This is a genomic window from Gordonia sp. (in: high G+C Gram-positive bacteria) (assembly GCF_020438995.1).
Taxonomy (GTDB): domain Bacteria; phylum Actinomycetota; class Actinomycetes; order Mycobacteriales; family Mycobacteriaceae; genus Gordonia.
Map to the genome: position 1 here is coordinate 74,409 of NZ_JAGQTN010000024.1, position 22,852 is coordinate 97,260.

Annotated in this window: 5 protein-coding genes; 2 read left to right on the plus strand and 3 right to left on the minus strand. The window is 67.8% G+C overall.

Annotated features, from left to right (window positions below; genetic code table 11):
- Positions 1–68 precede the first annotated feature (68 nt).
- From KDB67_RS02195 to KDB67_RS02205, 3 genes are read right to left on the minus strand one after another with little or no spacing between them, the layout of a single operon-like run.
- Positions 69–926 carry an ABC transporter permease gene (locus KDB67_RS02195; RefSeq protein WP_291011837.1) on the minus strand — a complete coding sequence of 286 codons (858 nt, stop codon included), beginning with the start codon at positions 924–926 and terminating at the stop codon, positions 69–71.
- Positions 923–1,750, minus strand: coding sequence for an ABC transporter permease (locus tag KDB67_RS02200; protein ID WP_291011839.1), 828 nt, complete (start codon positions 1,748–1,750; stop codon positions 923–925). The genes KDB67_RS02195 and KDB67_RS02200 overlap by 4 nt, the downstream gene beginning before the upstream one ends.
- The gene (locus KDB67_RS02205; protein ID WP_291011842.1) at positions 1,747–3,069 is read right to left on the minus strand and encodes an ATP-binding cassette domain-containing protein; all 1,323 of its coding nucleotides are present in this window, start codon (positions 3,067–3,069) and stop codon (positions 1,747–1,749) included. The genes KDB67_RS02200 and KDB67_RS02205 overlap by 4 nt, the downstream gene beginning before the upstream one ends.
- 525 nt (positions 3,070–3,594) lie before the next feature.
- Here KDB67_RS02205 and KDB67_RS02210 point away from each other — a divergent pair.
- Together KDB67_RS02210 and KDB67_RS02215 are read left to right on the plus strand one after the other, a co-directional pair.
- Positions 3,595–11,634 carry a non-ribosomal peptide synthetase gene (locus KDB67_RS02210; RefSeq protein ID WP_291011844.1) on the plus strand — a complete coding sequence of 2,680 codons (8,040 nt, stop codon included), beginning with the start codon at positions 3,595–3,597 and terminating at the stop codon, positions 11,632–11,634.
- A gap of 7 nt (positions 11,635–11,641) precedes the next feature.
- Positions 11,642–22,831, plus strand: a complete 11,190-nt coding sequence (locus tag KDB67_RS02215; protein WP_291011847.1) for a non-ribosomal peptide synthetase — start codon at positions 11,642–11,644, stop codon at positions 22,829–22,831.
- Positions 22,832–22,852 lie beyond the last annotated feature (21 nt).

Below are 22,852 nucleotides of genomic sequence, written 5' to 3' on the forward strand. Positions count from 1 at the left end.
CGGGCGGCAAAGGGTGCGGGGTGACCTTGTCAAGGGACTGAACGGTCTGATATGCCCGGTATCCTGCTCTATCCGCGGGCGGTGGCCGCTCTGCGGTATCCGCGGATGGCCGGATAGATGAAGACGACGATCAAAGAGACCGACCAGATGAACACGATGACGAGCTTATGGGCGATGGCACGATCGCCCAGGGCCAGGCCGCGCATCACATCGATCGCCGGTGACATCGGTTGATACTCGACGATCGGCTGCAGCCAGTCCGGATACATGTCGACCGGGGTGAATCCCGAATTGAAGAACATCAGCACCGTGGACAGCAGCGAGACGTAGTGCACCATTGAGGCGCCCGGGGGGCTGTTGACCGCCAGTGCCATGATGAACACCGAGAACGCCACGCCGTACAGCACGGCGATACCGACGAGGCCGACGACAGTCCACGTCCCTTCGGCGAATCGGAACCCGAGCAGACATCCCACTCCGAGCAGGACGAGGGTGGTCACCAGGATCCGGACCAGTTCGGCGATGATCCGTGCCGTCAGGTCCGCGCCCCGGTGAATCGGCATCACGTACAGCCTGCTCAGCAGACCCGCCGTGCTTTCCTGGTTCAGCCGTAGGGCGGTGGCCATCGACCCGAACATCGAACCCACGAGAATGATCATCGGCACCGAGCCGTACACGCTGTTCAACCCGGTGGCGCGGCCGATGGTGTCGCCGAGGACCACCTTGATCAGCACCATCGACAAGGCAGGCATCAGGATGGTCTGAACGGTGGTGAACGGTTCGCGGGCCCAGATCAGGAACTGCCGTCCCGCGAGCACCATCGAGTGTGCCCACCAGCCGCGCAGGCTCCACTCGGGTGGGGCACCGACCTCGGCGGCCGTGAGCGAGCGCAGTTTGGTCGTGGGGGTCACAGAGTGTGAGGTCATCGTGCGAGCGCCGCCTTCCGCGTGCCGATCGCGATCAGGACCGACGCAACGGCCGTGAGGCCGACGCACCACCAGATGGCGGGACCGATGTGGTACCAGCTCAGGTTGTACTCATCGAGTGCGCGCAGCGCGTTGGTGATCTGTGACACCGGCTGATTCCGGACGAACGGCTGAATCCACTCGGGAAAGCGCTCGGGCGGAATAAACCCGGATGAGCACATGCTCAGGATCATCAGTGGCAGACCGATCACCTGGCTGGTGGCCTGCGGAGTTCCCGCGACCATGCCGATGCCGTCGGCCACCATGCTCACCACGATGCCGACGATCATCGCGAACGAATACAGCAGGACCAGACCCATCACACCGCCTTGCGGCCGCCAGCCGATCACCAGACAGATGGCGGTTGCGAAAATGATCGACAGGACCAGAAGGATCAGATTGGTCGACACCCTGGCCAGCATCGGTACGGCCTTGTGCATGGGTAACGCCCGGAAGCGCGTCGAGATGCCACGATCCATGTCGAGCGTGACACGCATCGCAGCGGTCGATCCGGTGAAACCGATCGACTGCAACAGGATGATCGGCATCAGGAACTGCGCGTAGTTGATGCCGCTGACATCCATCAGGCGCCGCAGCGGCACATAGAAGCACACGGCCAGCAGGAGCGGGGAGATGATGGCGAAGATCACCTCGCCGTTCTTCATCACGTGGATGAGTCCGCGGTGGCTCAGGGCCAGCCACTGTCCGAGAGGGCTGATCTGTGGCGTCCGGACGCCGACCAGCCGCGCGTCGACGTCGGCGGCGGCGGCCGTATCCGCTGTCACGGGGCATCCTTTCCTGCCGTGTTCGGATCGGTGAGATAGAGGAAGACCTCATCCAGTGATGGGCGCCGCAACGTGATGTCGGCGAGTTGGATCCCGGCATCCGCGGTCCGGCGAACCACCTCGACGAGGGTATCGGCCCCGTCGGGGGCGGGTACCGACACGGTGAGACCGGGCGGCTGTGTGTGATCGGGTCCGAGCAGATCGGCCAGCGTAGCCAGCAGCCGTGGCAGTTCGGTGGCGTACTCGGGTGTGACGTCACAGTACGCATTGCCCGTGCGAGCCTTGAGCTCGTTCGCAGTGCCCTGGGCGATCACCCTGCCGCGGTCGATGACCACGATGTTGTCGGCCAGCATGTCCGCTTCTTCGAGATACTGGGTCGTCAGCAGGGTGGTGACGCCGTTGTCGCGCAGGGTCTCGATGAGCGACCACACATCCTGGCGGCTACGGGGATCGAGGCCCGTGGTCGGCTCGTCCAGGAACACCACACTCGGCCAGGTGACCAGACCGCACGCGATGTCGATCCGCCGGCGCATACCGCCCGAGTAGTCGCGCACCCGTTTGTCGGCCGCTTCCACCAGGTTGAAATGCTCGAGGAGTTCAGTGGCGCGGAGCTTGGCCTCCTTCTTCTTCAGGCCCAGAAGCCTGCCGAACAGGACGAGGTTCTCGCGGCCGGTGAGCGATTCGTCCAGCGACGCGAACTGGCCGGTCAGCGCAATCGACCGGCGGACCTGCGCGGCCTCCTTGCCGATGTCGTGCCCGGCGACCACCGCGTGGCCGCCATCGGGTTTGAGGAGAGTGCACAGCATGTTGACGGTGGTGGTCTTGCCGGCACCGTTGGGGCCGAGCAGGGCCAGGATGCTGCCGGTGGGGACCACCAGGCTGACGTCGTCGACGGCGACGAAGTCCTTGAAGAGCTTGCGCAGGCCCACGGCCTCGATCGCCGGGGGAGCCTCGGAGGCCGGCCGCGCGCCGATACGTGTTCCGGCCGGCGTCGGAAGCTGGTGCCTGGCGGGTGGCCGAACGGCCCGCACCACCGGCAGGATGTCGGTGATGTCCGGGTCGTGGGTACCCGTCGGCCCGAGCATGCGTGGCAGCGCCCCGGAACCGGGTGCGATCGAACCGTTCGCGTCGGGCCGGCCCAGCGCATCGCCGCCGGCGGGCGCTGCCGGAACCTCGCTGCCACGCCTGTACCGCAGCCCGGGGGACGATGGTGCGCCGCCATCGGCTCGATGTGCGGGCTGGGCGGCCGGAGTGCGACCACCGCCGGGGGACGCGAGTGCGCCCTCGCGGTCGCGAGCTGGCCGGTCGGCGTGGGTCATGCTGCTCCTGGTGTGTACGAGAATCTGACGAGATGACCGTCATCTCAGAGCATACGGTCTCGAAAGATGCGCGCGGCCCGGGTGCGCGCCGGTACGGTCAGGTAACGGTGCGACGATGCCCGGATCGTCCCGGTACAACCGACGGACGAGGCGACGTGGCGTGTCGGTCATACGGCCGAACCTGAGGGAAGGCGGCGGCAATATGGCCTGGTCAGCCCTGTGGGTGCGGTCGCCTGTACCCGACTTCGGTGCCGGGGACACCTAGTGGATGACAGAATGGCCCGATGGGCTGGGCGCGGCTCCGCAGATGCGCCCGATGTCTGTGACTGGTTGTAACGTGCTTGTCGGCCGTCTCGAAATGCACATGCATGGCGAGATGCGGCGACGTCATCGGGCGAGACAGCCCCTACACTGTCCGATGGGTCGGGGTTCGAAGGGAAGTCTGCGGCGCCTCCTGCACACCGTTGCGGGGTGATATCCGCAACGGGTGATGGCGGAGAGAGGTAGCGAGGAGGGTTGAGTCCGATGGCTGGGGCAAACGGAGACCGCGACGTGGTGAACGGCACGCTGCCGCTGACACCTGCGCAACGCGGCATGTGGTTTGCCGAGAATCTCTCGCCCGACTACTCGGTCAACATCGCCCAGTACCTGGACATCCGCCACGATCCCGGCGGCCTGGATGTGGACCTCCTCGCTGGGGTCTGCGAGGAGGTTGGTAAGCAGATCGAGTCGCCGTTCGTGCGGTTGACCGAGGTCGATGGCGTACCCATGCAGTACGTCGATGTCGACTTCGACCAGCATGTCGAGATCAAGGACCTGCGCGGCGAGGCCGATCCGGTGGCCACCGCGCTCGCCTGGATGAACACCGAGTACCGGCAGCCTGTCGATCTGCTTTCCGATCAGTTCGTGGTGATCGTACTGATCCGTGTGGCCGACGACCGGACCTTCTGGTACCAGCGAAGCCACCACATCATCGTCGACGGGTATGCCGCACTGACCGTGGTACAGCGCATCGTCGACCGCTACAACGCACTTCGCCGCGGCGAGGAACCGGTCTCCCGGCCCGCTGCCGACATGGCGGAGATCGTTGAGTACGAGAAGGCATACCAGTCCAGCGGCCGCAGGGAAACGGATCGTAAGCACTGGCTGAGCCGCGTGCAGGATCTCCCCGAGCGCGTCACTCTGGCGCGGGTCAGCGGCAACGCACCGCTGTCATTCGACAACGTGGTTGCAGGAGGGGCTCTTGATCCTGTCCTGCAGGTCCGCCTCGAGACTGTCGCCAAGGAATGCGGCTCCTCTATGGCCGTGGTGCTGACTGCGGCTTTCGCCGCCTTCCTCTCGAGGATGAGCGGCGCGGACGATATCGTGATGAGCTTGCCCGTCACCGGACGCTCGACAGCCAAGATCAAGCGGTCGGGTGGAATGCTGTCGAACATCCTCCCGGTCCGTGTCCGGGATGTGAGTACGCGAACCGTGCGTGACCTGGTCGCCGCAGCTCAACTGGAGCTGACGGGTGCGCTGCGGCATCAGCGCTACCGCTCGGACGACATCAAACGGGACGCCGACATGGACGGCAGTTCTGTGGGATTCGGGCCGCGGATCAACATGGTCTTTTTCGACGAACCCATCGAGATCGAGGGTGCGAGCGTCGACTACCGGATTCTCACCTCAGGGATCCTCGAAGACCTGCTCATCAACCTGTACCAGGCGAGTAAGGGCGCCGAACTGGTGGTCGACCTGCACGGCAACCCGCATCTGTATTCGATAGAGGAGATCAGCACCCACCACCGGCGATTCCTGGCGTTCGTGGGACGGCTACTCGATGACCTGGACGCCGACGTCATTGACGTCGACATCCTGCTGCCCGGCGAGAGCGCGGATCTGACCGAACTCGCCACTGGTGCCGAGCGGCAGTGGACTGACCGGCAGTTCTCGCCCGACGGGCTGCTCGGGCTGTTCTCGGCGCGGGTGGCCGAGCATCCTGACCGAGTCGCGATCAGCGATGACACCCACGACTGGACCTATGCGCAGTTCGACGGGCTGCGGCGGGAACTGGCAGCGCACCTCGCGGACGACGGTGTCCGGCCCGCCGACCGGGTGGCTGTCGTCCTCGATCGTGGGATCGAGCAGGTCGCAGCCATCTACGCGGTCCTCACCGTCGGCGGCGCCTATGTGCCGATCGATCCGGCCTCGCCGGACGGCCGGCGCTCACTGGTCCTGGAGACCGCGCAGCCCGCTCTGGTCATCGACGCCGACTACCTGACGAAGGTCGGCCTGCAGGCCGATCCCGCTGCATACGGATCCGATCCGGTCGAGGTCACCTCGCCCGCGCTGCCGCTCGGAGCGAACGCCTACGTGATCTTCACCTCGGGCTCGACCGGTGTCCCCAAGGGTGTCGGGGTGCCGGTGGCCGGCGTGGCCAACAGGCTCGCCTGGATGCAGGACCGTTACCCGATCGATGCCGGCGACTCGGTGCTGTACAAGACCCCGTTCACCTTCGACGTCTCGGTGTGGGAGCTTTTCTGGCCGCTACAGGTGGGTGCTCGGATGGTGATCGCCCGCGCGGGCGGCCACCGTGACCCGGAATACCTGCGGACGGTGCTCAGCGCCAAGTCGGTGACCAACGTCCATTTCGTGCCGTCGATGCTCGACGTCTTCGTCGACGCCGTCGAGCCGGGCACGCAGATCCTGCCGCCGGGCGTGCGCCGGGTCTTCACCTCCGGCGAGGGACTGCCGGCGCCGCTGGCCCGACGTGTGGTCGCCGAGTCCGATGTCCGGCTGATCAACCTGTACGGTCCCACCGAGGCCTCGGTCGAGGTGACCGGGTACGAGGTCAACGGTGACGAGCACGCCATTCCCATCGGTGCCCCGGTTCCCAACACGCGTACGTACGTTCTTGACGCGCGGCTGCGGCAGGTGCCGGTCGGTGTCGCCGGCGAACTGTATCTGGCCGGTGCGCAGTTGGCCGACGGCTACGTCAATCAGGAGTCGCTCACGGCCGACAGGTTTGTCGCCGACCCGTTCGTGTCGGGTGAGCGGATGTACCGGACCGGCGATCTGGTCCGGTGGAACGCCGACGGCGATCTGGACTACCTGGGCCGCACCGACTTCCAGGTCAAGATCCGTGGCCAGCGGGTCGAGCTCGGCGAGATCGAGGCGACTCTGCTCGGCGAGGGCCGGGTCGACAGCGCTGTCGTGGTGGTCCGTACCGACCTGGGCGCACCCACACTCGTCGCGTACGTGCGGCCCAATCCGTGGACCACTGTTGACGAGGATCTGTCGGCGTCGCTGCTGCGCTGGTGCCGTCGGCACCTGCCTCGCTACATGGTGCCCGCGGTGGTCGTCGTGCTGGACGAGTTCCCGGTCAATTCATCGGGCAAGCTCGACCGGTCCGCGCTGCCGGATCCGATGTTCACCACCGACGACTCGGTACCGTTCGTGGAGCCGACGACACCCACCCAGCTCCGTCTGGTGTCATTGTTGTCCGAACTCCTCGATGTCGAGCGCATAGGCCTGCGTGACAACATCTTCTCTCTCGGTGCCGATTCGCTCACCGCGGCCAGGCTCGCCGCCCGGGTCCGCAAGGAGTTCGGTTCCGCGGTCGCCCTGAACGAGGTGTTCGACAGCGTCGACATCGGCGAGCTCGCAGCAGCCATCGACAACGCCGAGCGTGCGGACGACCGACCACCGCTCCGTGCGGCCCTGCGCCCCGAGCGGATCCCGCTGTCGTATCCGCAGACCCGGCTGTGGTTCATCAACCGGATGGATCCTTCCGCGGCCACCTACAACATGCCGGGCGCGGTCAGGCTTGGCTCCGACGTCGACATCGACGCGATGCGTTCGGCGGTGACCGACGTGGTCACCCGGCACGAGTCGTTGCGCACCCGTTTCCCCGCCGTCGACGGTGAGCCGCTGCAGGAGATCGTTCCGGTGGAGGCGGCCGTCGCGGAGACGGCGCTGTCGGTGCGCAAGGTGTCGTCGGCAGAACTCGATTCCGCGTTGAGCACCGAGGTCATGGTCGGTTTCGACGTCGCCACCCAACTCCCGGTCCGGTTCCTGGTCCTCCAGGTGGTCGAGGCCGGTGTGGTCACAGACAATGTGCTGGCGATCGTGCTGCATCACATCGCCGGTGACGGCGCGTCGCTCGAACCGCTGATCACCGACCTGATGACCGCCTACGCCTCCCGGCTGGCGGGTCAGGTCCCGCTCTGGCTGCCATTGCCCGTCCAGTACGCCGACTACGCGCTGTGGCAGCGTGATGTCCTCGGAGCACCCGACGACGAGACATCGAGGCTGAACAAGGAACTGGTGTTCTGGGCCGATGAACTGGCCGGTGCACCGGAGCTGCTGAGCCTGCCCGCCGACCATCCCCGTCCGCATATCCCCACCGGTGTCGGAGCGTTCGTCGACACGGTGCTCGACGGCACGACGGCCGCCGGGGTGCGTGCCCTTGCGCGGGCGCACGACGTCACCCCGTTCACGGTCCTGCATGCCGCGCTCGCCGCGGTGTTCTCCCGGCTCGGTGACAGTGGCGATATCTCGATCGGCACCGCTGTCGCGGGCCGCGACGAGCCCGAGACGGCAGCGCTCATCGGCATGTTCGTCAACACGGTTGTGCTGCGCACTCAGGTCCGGCCGGGGCAGACGGTGGCCGGTTTCCTGCGTGAGGCCGGCCGGGTGCGCACGCGGGCGCTGGAGCATTCGCAGGCGCCGTTCGAGCAGGTGGTCGACGCCGTGGCAACCCACCGGACGCTGGCGCATAGCCCGTTGGTGCAGGCCATCTTCACGATGACCACCGACCACCATCGGGCGCTGCGCACCGAGGGCGTCGAGGTTCTCGACGCCCGCGTTCCCGCCGCCAAGTACGACCTGAGTGTCTCCGCGGTTCAGTTCCGCGACGACGGCACTGACGGAGCCGGTGCCGAAAGCGACCGCATCGAGCTCGAATTCTCGTACTCCACAGACCTTTTCGAACGTTCGACGGTCGAGCGGATCGCGGCGTACCTGGCAGCGACGATCGAGGCGATGATCGCCGATCCGGGCCGCCCGCTCGGCTCGATCGATATCCTTCCCGCCGGCGAGATCACGGCTCTGACCGGCCATGCGCCCGGGGCCACACCGGGCACGTTGCGCGAGTTCGTGATCGGTGCGCTCGCGGCCGCTGATGCGCAGCGGTCCGCGGTCACCGGTGCCACCACCGTGAGCAACGAGTTGTTCGACATGCAGAGCAATCAGCTTGCGCGCGAACTGCTCGCCGTCGGTCTCGGTCCGGGAGATGTTGTCGCACTGTCGATTCCACGTTCTCACCTGTCGGTGATCGCGGCGGTGGCAGTGATCAAGACCGGTGCCGCGTTCGTCAGCATCGACCCCGAGTTCCCCGCCGATCGCCGCGAGACGATGCTCGCGGACTCGCGGTCGGCGATCGGTATCACCACCACGGCGACCGGTGCGGCCGGTGCCGGCGGGCTCGACTGGATCGTGCTCGACGACAGCGTGTGCGAGCTGAGGCTCGCCGGTCACCGCGAGACCCCCATCGACGACGCGGAGTTGCGCCGCCTGCCGCTGCCGGACGACCCGGCCTACCTGATCTACACGTCCGGGTCCACGGGTACGCCGAAGGCCACGGTCGTCCCCAATCGCGGGTTGCAGAACCTGGCCGAACGGTGCGTCGAGATCTTCGGCGTCACCCGGTCCTCGCGTGTTCTGCACGTGGTGTCGACCAGCTTCGACGTGTGGATCGCCGAACTCCTGATGGCCTTGTCCACCGACGAGCCGTTCGTCGTCGCCGACCGCTACACCTACGGCGGTCAGGAACTCGAGGCGCTCATCGCCGCGCACGAGGCCACCCATGTGGTGATGACACCGTCGGCGCTGTCCACGGTGGCGCCGGAGCAGGTGCCCTCGGTGCAGGTCGTGGTCAGTTGCGGTGAGCCGTGCTCGCCGGATCTGGTGCGCACCTGGACCGACGCCGGCCGCCGCTTCTACAACGCCTACGGACCCACCGAGGCCACGGTGTTCGCCACCTACATCGGCCCGATGACCACCACCGAGGAGGTGACGATCGGCCGGGCGCCGGCGGGGATCGGTGCGATGGTGCTCGATGTCGGTCTGCGGCCCACGCCCACCGGAGTGATCGGGGAGCTGTATCTGACCGGTGATCAGGTGGTTCTCGGTTACCTCAATCGTATGCAGCTCACTGCCGAGCGATTCGTGGCCGATCCGTTCGGGTCGGGCACGCGGATGTACCGGACCGGCGACCGGGTGCGGCGGCTGGCCGACGGCAGGCTCGTCTACCACGGCCGCGGCGACTTCCAGATGAAGGTCCGCGGGATGCGCGTGGAACCGGGCGAGGTCGACGCGGTGCTCAACACGTATCCGGGTGTGGCCAACTCGCTGAGCATGGGTGTGCCCGGTCCGGCCGGTGCGACGGTCCTGGTGTCGTATGTGACCCCGGTCAAGGGCAGCACGCTCTTCCCCGACGACGTGATCGACTTCGCGGCGCAGTCGCTGCCTTCGCACATGGTGCCGCAGTCGGTGGTCGTGGTCGACGAGTTCGCGCTGACCCCGGTCGGCAAGATCGACCGTTCGAAGCTGCCGACCGCCGACTTCACGCGGGTGACCGACTTCGTCGCGCCGCGCACCCAGCTCGAAAGTGTCATCGCCGACGTGTTCGCGCAGACGCTCGGACTTGAGCGGGTCAGCGTCCACGACGGGTTCTTCGAACTCGGCGGCAACTCACTGTCGGCCACCAAGCTCGCGGCGGCGCTGTCCAATGTGATCGGGCGTCCGGTTCCGGTGAAGACGCTCTTCGAGGCGCCCAGCGTTGCCGGCATGTCCGAGGCCATCGGAACGCTGACCGCGGGCCACATCATGCCACCGCTGGTCGCCCGGCAGCGGGCCGAGCTCGTGCCCGTGTCGGATGCGCAGCGCGGAATGTGGCTGCTCAACCGGGCCGATCCCGATTCGGCCGCCTACAACATCGCGTTCGCGCTACGCCTGGTCGGCGACCTCGATCTCGGTGCTCTGCGGGCCGCCGCCGGTGACTTGATCCGCCGTCAGGAGGTGCTGCGCACCAGCTACCCGATGATCGACGGGATGCCCACCCAGGTGATCCGCCCCGCCGACGAGGTGGTGGCAGGACTCGAACTCACCCCGATCGACGTGCGCGGACCGCTGAACGCGGCGATCGCCGAGATCACCGGCAAGGGTTTCGACGTGGTCACCGCGCCGCCTATGCGGCTGGCGCTTCTCCGTGTCGGTCCGGCCGAGCACGTGATGGTGTTCGTCATCCATCACATAGGCGGCGACGGCTCGTCGCTCGGACCGCTCGCGCGCGACTTCATGGCCGCGTACTCGGCCCGGGCCGCGGGCCATGCGCCGTCATGGCAGCCGCTGCGGGTCCAGTACGCCGACTACGTGCAGTGGCAGGCCGAGCGTCTGGCCATGCGCGACGACGACGGGGTACCGGAACGCGACCGGCAGATGGCCTACTGGAAGCACCGTCTGGCGGGGGCGCCCGAGCGTCTCGACCTGCCCAGCGACCGGCCCCGTCCGGCCGTGCCCACATTCGGCGGTGCGCGTGTCGGATTCGAGATCCCGGCCCGGCTCGTCAACGCTCTCGAAGGCATCGCTCGCGCGCGCAACACGACCCTGTTCATGGTCACCCATGCGGCACTGGCGATCCTGCTGACCCGACTGAGCGGACGTAACGACGTTGTCATCGGGACCCCGTACGCGGGGCGCTCGATGCCCGCCCTCGACGACATCGTGGGAATGTTCGTCAACACGCTGGCTCTGCGCACCGAGATCGATCCGGCCGAACCGTTCTCCGGTCTCATCGAACGGGTCCGTAGCAACGATCTTGCCGACATGGCGCACACCGACGTCTCGTTCGAGTCGGTGGTGGCCGAACTCGGCATCGCGCGCAGTGCGTCGTTCAATCCGGTGTTCCAGGCGATGTTCGCCTTCCAGAATCTGGAGTTCCCGGTGGTCGAGCTGGCCGGCCTGGAGATCTCTCCGCTCTCGGAGGAACTGGTCGCGGCCAAGGTCGATCTGCAGCTGACGCTGCTGCCGGGAGATGCCGGTGTGACCGATCACGGCGCCCCGATGCGTGGTGAGTTCGTTTACGCCACAGATCTTTTCGACGAGGCGACGATCGACCGGCATGCTCGCCGCTATCTTCGCGTGCTCGAGGAGATCTGCGCCGACCCGCAGATCGTGGTCGGCGACATCTCGATCGCCACGGACGAGGAGCGTGCGGCGGCCGGTACGTCGGCTCAGGAGGATCAGCCGCTGCCCGCGTTGGTGGCGGCCGCGGCACTGCGTTCGCCCGACGGCACGGCGTTGAGCCGGGACGGGGTCACGGTCACCTTCCAGGCGCTGGCCGAGATGACCGCCGCCATGTCGGCCGCGCTGCCCGATCCGGACTCGGCATTCGTCACCGCGTTGATGAGTCTGGCGCAGAGTCTGGCCGGAGGCGATGCCGAAGAACTCGGTGATGCGCTCGAGGAGATCCGGCGCCGGGCAGCGGGCGGACGCGAGATGGACCAGGGCAACGTGGTCTGAGCCGGGGATGACAGATAGTCGTGAGAGCGTGCTGGCTTTCTCGCGGGTGTGGGGATCGGCAGCGCCCTCGACCGTCGACCTGATCGCGTGTGCCGCGGCGGTTGATCCCGGCCGCGTCGCGGTGGCCGACACCCCGGTGCTCACCTTCGGTCAGTTGCATGAGCAAGTTACAGTGACCGCGGAAGTCCTTGTGGCGCAAGGTCTGGATACCGATGCCGCGGTGGGTGCCATCCTTACGGCGGTCCTGATGCGCGCCGGTGGTGATGCTGCCGGTGTGGCGGCACGGGTCCCCGAGGAGGTCACCCGGGTTCGCGAGTCGGCCCGATCGGTGGTCGGGCATGCCGATCTGGGCTCGCTGGCCGGTGTACTGCGGGTCGTGGCCGCCCGGAACCCGGACCGGGTCGCGGTCGTCGACACCTCGGGTGCCGCGCTGACCTACCGTGAACTGGACGCCCGTTCCGATGAACTCGCCGCGGGCCTGCTCCGGCGCGGTGCGGGCACCGGGACATTGGTGGGTGTGGGTGTCGACCGGGGCGCCGAACTGATCACCGTGCTATTGGCGGTGCTCAAGGCCGGGGCCGGGTATGTGCCGCTCGACACCGGTCACCCGGTCGACCGGATCAGCACCGTGGTGGCGGACGCGGAACCGGTGCTGGTGATCTCGGACGCGTCCGTGGTGGACAGCTGGTCGGCGGCGTTGGACGTCCGGTGTGTGCTGGCGAGTGACCTGGCCGGGGATGACCTGGCCGGCGGCGATGGGGATACCGGCGAGCCGGCGTTGCCGACGCGGATCGATCCGGGGCTGCCCGCGTACGTCATGTACACCTCGGGTACGACGGGGGTGCCCAAGGGCGTGGCGGTGTCCCATCGCGCTGTGCTGGCGTTACTGGCGACGATGATCGGTGAATACGACATATCGCCGGACGACGTGTGGGCGGGGTTCACATCCTTCGGTTTCGACGTGTCGGTCGCCGAGATGTGGCTGTCCCTGGCGTGCGGCGGACGATTCGTGGCGATCGACTTCCTGACCTCACGATCGGCCGGTGATTTCGTGGCCATGCTGGGCCGCGAGGGGGTGTCGGTGGTCAACATGACCCCGTCGGCCTTCTACGAGATCGCCGGTGCAGTACGCGGCGGGGGCTTTCCCTCGTGCGTGCGGATCATGATGCTCGCGGGGGAGGCACTGGACATCACCCAGGTACGGCGCTGGTTCGCCGATCGTGATGCCGAAGGGGTCATCGGGCCGCGCCTGAACAATATGTACGGACCGACGGAGGCGACCGTCTATGCCACGCGCCGTGAACTGACGCGGGAGTTCGTCGAGGAGACCCCGGCCGGCGATGTGGGCGGCGCCCTGCCCGAAACCCGCTTGTACGTGCTGGATTCGCGGCTGGCGGCGGTACCCGACGGGGTGCCTGGAGATGTGTACCTCGCCGGCGCCCAGTTGGCCGACGGCTACGCGCATCGTCCGGCGCTCACCGCCGCACGCTTCGTCGCGGACCCTTTCGGCGGTGCCGGCGACCGAATGTACCTTACCGGCGACGTGGGCCTGCTGCGGGACGGGAGTCTGGAATTTCTGGGACGCTCCGACGACCAGGTGAAGCTGCGCGGCTATCGGATCGAACTCGGTGAGGTGGAGTCGGTGATGTCGGCGGCGCCCGGCGTGGTAGCCGCGGCCGCCGACGTCTACGGCGACGAGCGATCCACCGACCGACTGGTGGGTTATGTCACGGGCGCCGGGGCCACCGGCGAGTCGGTCCGGGAGTTCGTCCGCACCCGGCTCCCCGACTACATGGTTCCCGACGTGGTGATGATCCTTGCACGGCTGCCGCTGACGCTGAACGGCAAGCTCGACCGGCGCGCATTGCCCGCGCCGGTCTTCGGCGCCGCCGCGGAATACGTTGCCCCGCAAGGCTCCGTCGAGGTGACCGTCGAGCAGATCTGCGCGCGGGTGCTCGGTGTGGAACGGGTGAGCGTCGTCGAGTCGGTCTTCGACGTCGGCGGCAACTCGATGCTGGCGGCCAGGATAGTGGCGCGGGTGTGCGACGAGTTCGGCGTCGACCTGAACCTCCGCGACCTGTTCGATGAGCCCACCGTGCGGGGGCTCGCTGTGCGGGTGGCCCGGGCGAACGCCGGATTGCCCGCGGTGACAGCGGTTTCGCCACGGCCCGAACGGATTCCGCTGTCGTTCGCGCAGGCGCGGATGTGGTTCGTCAACCAGCTGGACACTGCCTCGTCGGCATACAACATCCCGCTCGTCCTGCGTATCACCGGCACGCTGGACGTCGAGGCGCTGCGACAGGCGGTGGTCGACGTCGTCATCCGTCACGAGGTGCTGCGCACGGTGTTCGCACCCACCGGATCGGGTGCTGGGGACGCGCCCGGCGACGACCAGCCCTGCCAGCTCATCGCGGACCCGGAATCGATTACGGGGCAACTTGATTGGTCGGTGGTCGAGGATCGGTCCGGGATCGATGAGGCGGTCGGCCGCGGATTCGATGTATCCACGAACTGGCCGATCCGGGTCCGCGTCTGCCGGACCGGGGTCGCCGAACATCTGCTGGCGATCGTCGTGCACCACATCGCCGCCGACGGTGAATCGCTGGCGCCGCTGGTGTCGGACCTGCTGACGGCGTACGGCGCACGGACGCGCGGCGCGGTGCCCGACATCGAACCGCTCGCGGTCCAGATGGCGGACTATGCGATCTGGCAGCGCGAGGTGCTCGGCACCGTCGACGACGTGGATTCGGTCATCGGTCGCCAGTTCGGGTATTGGCGCGAGCAGCTGGCGGGGGTACCCGATGTTCTCGAACTCCCCACGGACCGGCCGCGCCCGACGGTCGCGTCCGGGCGGGGCGACCGCGTCGGATTCGAGATACCCGTTCCTGTCGGCCGCCGGATCGATGCGCTGGCACGCGGGCGGGGGGTCACACCGTTCATGGTGGTGCATGCCGGTCTGGCCGTGTTGCTCGCCAGGCTCAGCGCATCCGGGGATATCGCCATCGCCACACCCATCGCCGGCCGCGGCCAGGCGGCGCTCGATCCGGTCGTGGGTATGTTCGTGAACACACTCGTACTGCGTACGGCGGTGTCCGCGGAACTGACGATGGACGAGCTGCTGGACTGTGTCAAAGCCACCGACCTCGACGCCTTCGCGCATGCGGACGTGCCGTTCGAGAACATCGTCGAGCAGTTGGTGCCGCATGCCGGACAGGCGTACGAACCGCTCGCCCAGGTGATGCTGTCGTTCAATCCGACCGGTGACCTGGCCGATTTGGACCTCACCCTGCCCGGGATCGAGGTCCGTGCCGTGGATCCGGGGCAGCGGGCGGCGCAACGTGATCTGACGGTGTCCCTGGTTCCGGGGGCGGGTTCGGGTCTGTGGCACGGTTCGCTCGGCTATGCGACCGACCTGTTCGACCGTTCGACGATGGTGGTCTTCGCCGAACGGTTCATCCGTGTTCTGGATGCGCTGACCGCCGATCCGGCGATGGCCGTCGGTGACGTCGATATCCTGACCGACGGCGACCGGGCGATGCTGGCACGGTTGCCCGCGCCGGTGACCGCCACCGCGCACGCACAGTCGTCGCTGGCCGGGATATTCGCCGATTCCGCTGCAGCCCATCCTGATTCGATCGCGGTGACGGCGGGAGAGATGTCGCTGACCTATGCCGAATTGGATACCCGATCCCGCGCGGTCGCGTCGGGACTGCGCGCTCGCGGTGTCCGGGCCGGTGATCTGGTGGGGGTCGCCACCGCCAGGTCGGTGGACCTGGTCGCCTCGATCATCGGCATCTTGCGGGCGGGCGCGGCCTATGTACCGCTCGACCTCACCAATCCGGTCGGGCGGCTGGCCCATATCGTGTCCGACTCAGGTGTGGGTGTAGTGCTGACCGACGCGTCGTCGTCGGCCCACCCGCTCTGGGAGGCGGCGGGCGACGGCGTTGTCGTTGCCGACGTCGCAGACCTGATCTCGGCCCCCCGGGTTGCCGTTGATGATCCGGTTTCCGTTGCGGTGCCGTCTGATTCGCGTGCCTACGTGATCTATACGTCGGGTTCGACGGGGCTGCCGAAGGGCGTCGAGGTGACTCACCGCGACGTGCTCACCCTGCTCGATGCTGCGTCGGCCGACTTCGATTTCGGTTCCGGCGACGTATGGACGATGTTCCATTCCTACGCATTCGACTTCTCGGTGTGGGAGCTGTGGGGGCCGCTGTTCCACGGCGGGCGCTGCGTCATCGTCGATCGGGACCTGGCCCGCGACCCGGAAGTGTTCGTGGATCTGCTTGTGGCAGAAGGAGTGACGGTACTCAATCAGACGCCGTCGGCGTTCTATCAGCTCATCGACGTGCGTCGGCGCGGTGCTGCGGGTCGGCGGTGGCCGGTGCGCTACATCGTATTCGGCGGCGAGGCACTGAGTTTCGAGCAGGTGCGGCGCTGGTTCGACCTGTTCGGAGACGATGAAGCCCGGCTGGTCAACATGTACGGCATCACCGAAACCACTGTGCACGTGAGTTTCCGCGAGCTCGATCGTGCGGCGGTGTCGGCGGGTGACGGATCGCTGATCGGTAGGCCGCTGTCCTCGTTGGGTATTCACGTCCTCGATGCCCGGCTGCGGCCGGTACCGATGGGTGTGGCCGGCGAGATGTACGTGGCCGGTGGACAATTGGCGCAGGGCTACCTTTCCCGCCCCGACCTCACCGCCACCCGGTTCGTCGCCGACCCGTACGGGCCGCCCGGATCGCGGCTGTATCGAACCGGTGACGTCGCCCGGCGCGTGGCGGGGGACGACGGAAACGGGGATATCGAGTATCTTGGCCGTGCGGATTCGCAGGTTCAGTTGCGCGGCTTCCGGATCGAATTCGGTGAGGTCGAGGCCGGGCTGCTCGCCACCGAGGGCGTGGTGGCCGCGGCGGCACGCATCGTGGACATGCCGGTGATCGGGGAGCAGCTCATCGGATACGTCGTCGCCGCCGACGGCGCCGAACCCGACGTCGGTGCGGTGCGCGAACGCGCCGCGGATCTCGTACCCGCGTACATGGTGCCCGCCACCGTACTGGTCGTCGACGCCCTGCCGCTGACCGCGAACGGAAAGCTCGACCGCGAGGCCTTGCCCGTGCCCGAATTCGGTGCCGCGACAGCTGGTTTCACCGCGCCGGAGACCGCCCAGGAGATCCTCGTCGCCCAGGCGTTCGCCGAGGTCCTCGGTCTGCCTAGGGTCGGCGTTACCGATTCGTTCTTCGACATCGGCGGCAATTCGCTGTCGGCGACCAGGCTCGCGGCGCGGATCGCCGTGGTCCTGGGCGTCGGGGTGGCGATCCGCGACGTGTTCGCCACGCCGACGGTCCGGGAACTGATCGAGCAGGTGGCCGACAACGAGCTCGCCCCGGGGCCGGTGACCGCCCTCGCCGTGCGTCCCGACCCGATCCCGGTGTCGTTCGCGCAGCAGCGCATGTGGTTCATCAACAGGTTCGACCCCGACGCCCCGACCTACAACATTCCCGTCGTCCTGAAGATCACCGGTGCACTCGACGTACCGGCGGTCCGCGCGGCGATGATCGACGTCATCGACCGTCACGAGGTGCTGCGCACCACCTTCCCGGCGATCGACGGTGTGCCTTGCCAGCGGATCGGTTCGGCCGCGGAGTTCGACGCGCGCGGGGTGTGGCAGGTCGTCGATTCGCGGCAGGCGGTGCTCGACGCCGTGTCGACGGGATTCGATGTGGCGCAGCAGTGGCCGATCCGGGTGTGCGTCTGGCGTAAGTCCGGCGACGTGCACGTACTCGCCGTCATCATTCATCACATCGCCGGCGACGGTGAATCACTGCATCCGCTGCTCAGAGACTTCGTGGCGGCGTACACGGCCCGTGCGCAGGGACATGTACCCGAATTCACGCCGCTGGCGGTGCAATTCGCCGACTTCGCCGTCTGGCAGCACGACGTGCTCGGTCCCGCTTCCGACGAACACTCGGTGATCGGGCGTCAACTCGAGTACTGGCGCGGCCAACTCGCCGGTCTGCCCGACGTCCTGGAGCTTCCCACGACCCGTCCGCGGCCATCGGTGGCGTCGATGGCCGGTGGCCGGGTCGAGTTCGCGATACCCGCCGATGTGGGCGACCGGATCAACTCTGTCGCAAGAGATCTGGGCGCCACCCCGTTCATGGTGGTACACGCGGCGTTCGCGGTGCTGATGGCCCGGCTCAGTGATACCACCGACATCGCAGTGGCCACACCGATCGCCGGGCGCGGTCAGCCCGTGCTCGACCCGCTGGTCGGCATGTTCGTCAACACCCTCGTCCTGCGCACCGAGGTCGATCCCGCCGGCCGGTTCACCGAACTGCTCGAGCAGGTGCGGCACGTCGACCTCGACGCCTTCGCCCACGCCGACGCGCCCTTCGAGACTGTCGTCGAGGCGCTGAATCCGGTACGGTCGGAGGCTTTTTCGCCGCTGGCACAGGTGATGCTGTCGTTTGATCCGACGGCGGCAGTGGCCGACGCGGACATCACGGTCGCGGGCCTGACCGTAGAACCGGTGCGTCCACCGAACATTCCCGCGCAGCTGGATCTGATCGTCATCATCGAGACCGGGCTCGCGGGTGAGCCGTGGCGGTGTGCGGTCGGCTACGCCACCGACCTGTTCGACGATTCTTCGGTCGAGACCATCATGGAGCGGTTCGTCCGCGTCCTGGACGCGGTCACCGCCGCCCCGGAGGCCGCCGTCGGTGATGCCGACATTCTGATCGACTCCGATCACGCGCATCCGGTGGTCGAGGAGGTGCCGCGGCCCGGGCCCGCCGCCGGGTCTCTGGTGGACGTGTTCACCCGGTCCGTCGGAGCCTACGGCGAGCGGATCGCGGTGTCGGCCGGAACGGATGCGGGACTGTCCTACTCCCAGCTCGACGCACGCTCGGACACGGTCGCCGCCGCCCTGGTGGATTCCGGTGTGCGGCCGGGTGATCCGGTGGGTGTGGCCACTGACCGGTCGGTGGATCTGGCCGTGGCCATCCTGGGCGTGCTCAAGGCAGGCGCCGGGTACGTCCCGCTGGACATGAGCTATCCGGTGGCACGGCTGGACTACTACGTCACCGATTCGGCGGTGTCGGTGATCGTGACGGACGCATCGACGGACGGCCATCCGCTGTGGGAGGCCACCGCAGGCCGGGCCCGCCGCCTCGACCTCGCCGATCTCACAGCGCGCGAAGCGGTCGCTGTCCCGCTTCCGGTTGCGGTGCAGCCGGATTCACTGGCATACGTCATCTACACCTCTGGGTCGACGGGACGACCCAAGGGGGTCGAGATCACCCATCGAAACGTACTGACCCTGCTCGGCGCCGCGGCCGCCGACTTCGACTGCGGTCCGGAAGACGTGTGGACGATGTGCCATTCGTACGGATTCGACTTCTCGGTCTGGGAGCTGTGGGGTGCGCTGGCGACCGGTGGCCGGTGCGTGATCGTCGACCGCGACACGGTGCGCGACCCAGCCCTCCTGGTCGAACTCGTAGCCGCACAACGCGTGACGGTACTGAGTCAGACCCCGTCGGCCTTCTACCCGTTCATCGACGCCCGCAGCCGCCGGCACGGGCCGATCGCCCTGCGATATGTGGTGTTCGGCGGTGAGGCGCTCAGTCCCCAGCGCGTGCGGCGCTGGTGGGAACTGTTCCCGGGCGACCAGGCCCGCCTGATCAACATGTACGGGATCACCGAGACCACCGTGCACGTCACTTTCCGTGAACTGACCCCGGATTCGGTGCCGGTCGGGGATCGCTCGCTGATCGGCCGGCCGCTGTCGTCGCTGCGAGTTCACATCCTCGACAGCCGGCTTCGGCCCGTGCCGGTCGGTGTGCGCGGTGAGATCTACGTATCCGGTGACCAATTGGCCCGGGGATACACCGGCCGCGCGGACATCTCGTCGGAAAGGTTCGTCGCCGACCCGTTCTCCGGTGACGGGCGGCGGATGTACCGGACCGGTGACACGGCCCGCCGCGTGGACGGCGGCAAGCGCGGTGATATCGAGTGCAGTGATATTGAGTGCAGTGATATTGAATACTTGGGCCGCAACGACTTTCAGGTTATGCTACGTGGTTTCCGGATCGAGCTCGGTGAGATCGAGGCCGCGATGGAGTCGGCCGACGGCGTGAATCGTGCGGTCACCGGATTCGCCGGCGACGCGATCGTTGGATATGTGGTGCGCGAGCCGGGCGCCACCGTCGATCGGGATGTGGTGGTCGCGGCGGTTGCCCGGCGGGTGCCGGCGTACATGGTGCCCGCTGCCGTCGTCGTGCTCGATGACCTGCCGCTGACCGCCAACGGCAAGCTGGACCGTGCGGCGCTGCCCGTCGTCGAGCTGACCGGCGGGTCCGGTGCTCACGCGGCTCCGCAGAATCCGGCGGAAACCCTTGTGGCCCAGGTCTTCGCCGAACTTCTCGACGTCGACCGGGTGTCGGTCACCGACTCGTTCTTCGATCTGGGCGGTAACTCACTGTCTGCGATGCGGCTGGCCGCACGGGCCTCGGACGCACTCGGGGTGACCGTGTCGGTGCGTGATGTGTTCACCGCACCGAGCGTGCGTGAGCTGGTGGCCGCGGTGTCGGGGAACGGCTCCGCGCTGCCGCCGGTCGTGTCGGCCGTCACCCGGCCCGAACGGATCCCGTTGTCCGGTGCGCAGACCAGGATGTGGTTCGTCAACAGGCTCGATCCGGAGTCCAGCGCGTACAACATCCCGCTGGGTCTGCGGATGCGTGGACCGGTCGACGCCGTAGCGGTCCGCGCGGCGTTCGGTGACGTCCTCGGCCGCCACGAGGTGCTGCGTACCAGGTATCCGGCCGACGAGTCCGGGCCCTATCAGGACATCCTGGATCCGGAATCGGCTGCATGGCAACTTGATTGGCGTATCGTTGCCGATCCCGCCGAACTGCGGGGTGCGGCCGTGGCGGGTTTCCACGTCGACGCCGATCTGCCCGTGCGGGTGCGGTTCTTCCGGGATGCGGACAGTGCCGAATCGGAGATCCTGGTCGTCGTCCACCACATCGCGTGCGACGGCGAATCCGTGCGGGTCCTGCTCCAGGATCTGGTGACGGCGTATGCCGCGCGCGCCGCCGGCGGCGCGCCCGATTGGGAGCCGCTGCCGGTGCAGTACGCCGACTTCGCCCTGTGGCAGCGCGAGATCCTCGGCGGTACAAACGATCACGGGGTTCCGGGCGGCCAGCTGGGCTACTGGCTCCGGCATCTGGCAGGTCTGCCGGCGGTTACCGACCTGCCCATGGACCGGCCACGTCCGGCGGTGGCGGACGCCGGCGCCGGCGTGGTGCGCCTGACGGTGCGCGCGGACATCGCCGCCGCGGTCGCCCCGTGCGCGGCACACCACCGGGTGACTCCGTTCATCGTGTTCCACACCGCTCTCGCGCTGACCGTCGCACGGATGACCGGGGTGTGGGATGTGGTGATCGGCACGCCGATCGCGGGCCGGGCAGACCGGGCGCTCGACCGCGTTGTCGGGATGTTCGTCAATACGCTCGTCCTGCGGACGGCGTTCGATCCGGCGGCCACGGTCACCGAGGCCCTGGCGGTGGCCCGGCGCATCGACCTTGACGCGTTCGCCTACTCCGAGGTGCAGTTCGACCAACTGGTCGACCTGCTTGTGCCCGACCGGCCCACGGCCTACTCCCCGTTGTTCCAGATCGCCCTCACCTACACCTCAGGTGACCTGGAGATCTTCGACGCGGCGCGCACGGTGGGCAGTAGGGCGGGAGGTGACCTGACGGTTGAGCCGGTAGTACCCGATGTCGTTGAGGCGAAGACTGACCTGATGCTGAGCGTGCACGAGGGTTCCGGGCATACCGAGGTCGAAATCACCTACGCGACAGCACTGTTCGACGAAGCCAGTATCGTCCGGTTCGGCCTGGTGTGGGAACGCATCCTCGAAGCGATCGTGAGGAGCGGCTCCGTGGGTGACAACCCCGCCGACCCGGCGATCGGCGATATCGACATCCTCGATACGTTCTCGCAGGATACCGGGCAACCGGCCGACCCGGCCACCCTCCCCGGCCTGCTCGCCGCCCGTGACCTCGATCCCGGTCATCCGGCACTGCTCGGCGACGGCATCAACATCGGGTACGCCGAGTTCGAGGCACGCACCAACCGGGTGGCGCGGGCCCTGATCGCCCGCGGTGTCGGCCCGGGCGATGTCGTCGTCGTCGGGCCGATCGGGGCCGTGGACGAGGTGGTCGCCACCTGGGGTGTCCTCAAGTCGGGTGCGGCCCCTCTGGGCGCAGGCGGCGACGCGGCGGGTATGGCTCTCCCGTCCTATTGGCCGCGGGTGCGGCTGTGGATCGGGCCGGGCGGCCCGGACGGCATCGAGCAAGGCGGCATCGCCGACCTCGACGATGCCGCGCTGTCGTCCGCGCCGATCACCGCCACCGAACGCACCGCTCCCGTACATCCCGCCGGCGTCGCGGTGCTGGCATGGCAAGGCGCCGGCGCACCGCCGGTGGCGTTGACCCACGCGGGACTATCGATGGTGGTGGCGGAGAACCTGAAAGTCACCGGCACGCTTGCCACCGACCCCGATACGCGGATCGTCGCGACGGCCACACCGGGCACGATCGGCGCACTGCGCGAGTCGCTCGCCGCGATCGCCGCGGGACACACCCTGGTGCTCGTTCCCGGTATCCCGGGGGCCGGTGACCGCATCGGCGCCGCGATCGCCCGCCACGCCGTGACGGACCTGTGGACTTCATTCGCCGATCTGAAGGCGATCGACCCGGAGCTGCTGGAGTCGGTGCGGAATCTGACGTTCGTCGGCGAGCCCGGTGCCGCGGAGCTGTCCGGACCGTGGAAGACACGCGGTCGGCGGATGTTCACCCTGTTCGGGCCCGCAGAGGTGGCCGGGGCGGCGACGGCGGCGAGGTTGCGCCCGGGCAAGGACGTCGGGGTGGGCAAGCCTGTCGACGGTGTCGTCGTCCGGGTGCTCGACGACCGCCTGGCGGCCGTCGACACCGGCGTGGAGGGCGCCCTCTATGTCGGCGGCAACGGGCTGGGCACGGGCTATCCCGGTGACGCCGCGTCGACGTCGATGGTCTTCGTCGCCGACCCCGCGGGCGGACCGGGCGACCGGATCTTCGCCACCGGGCTGCGGGCACAGATTGATAAGTCGGGCAATATCCGCATTCATGATACGGCCGGGGATTTGGACCGGTGAACGTATCGGCGATCGGACAGT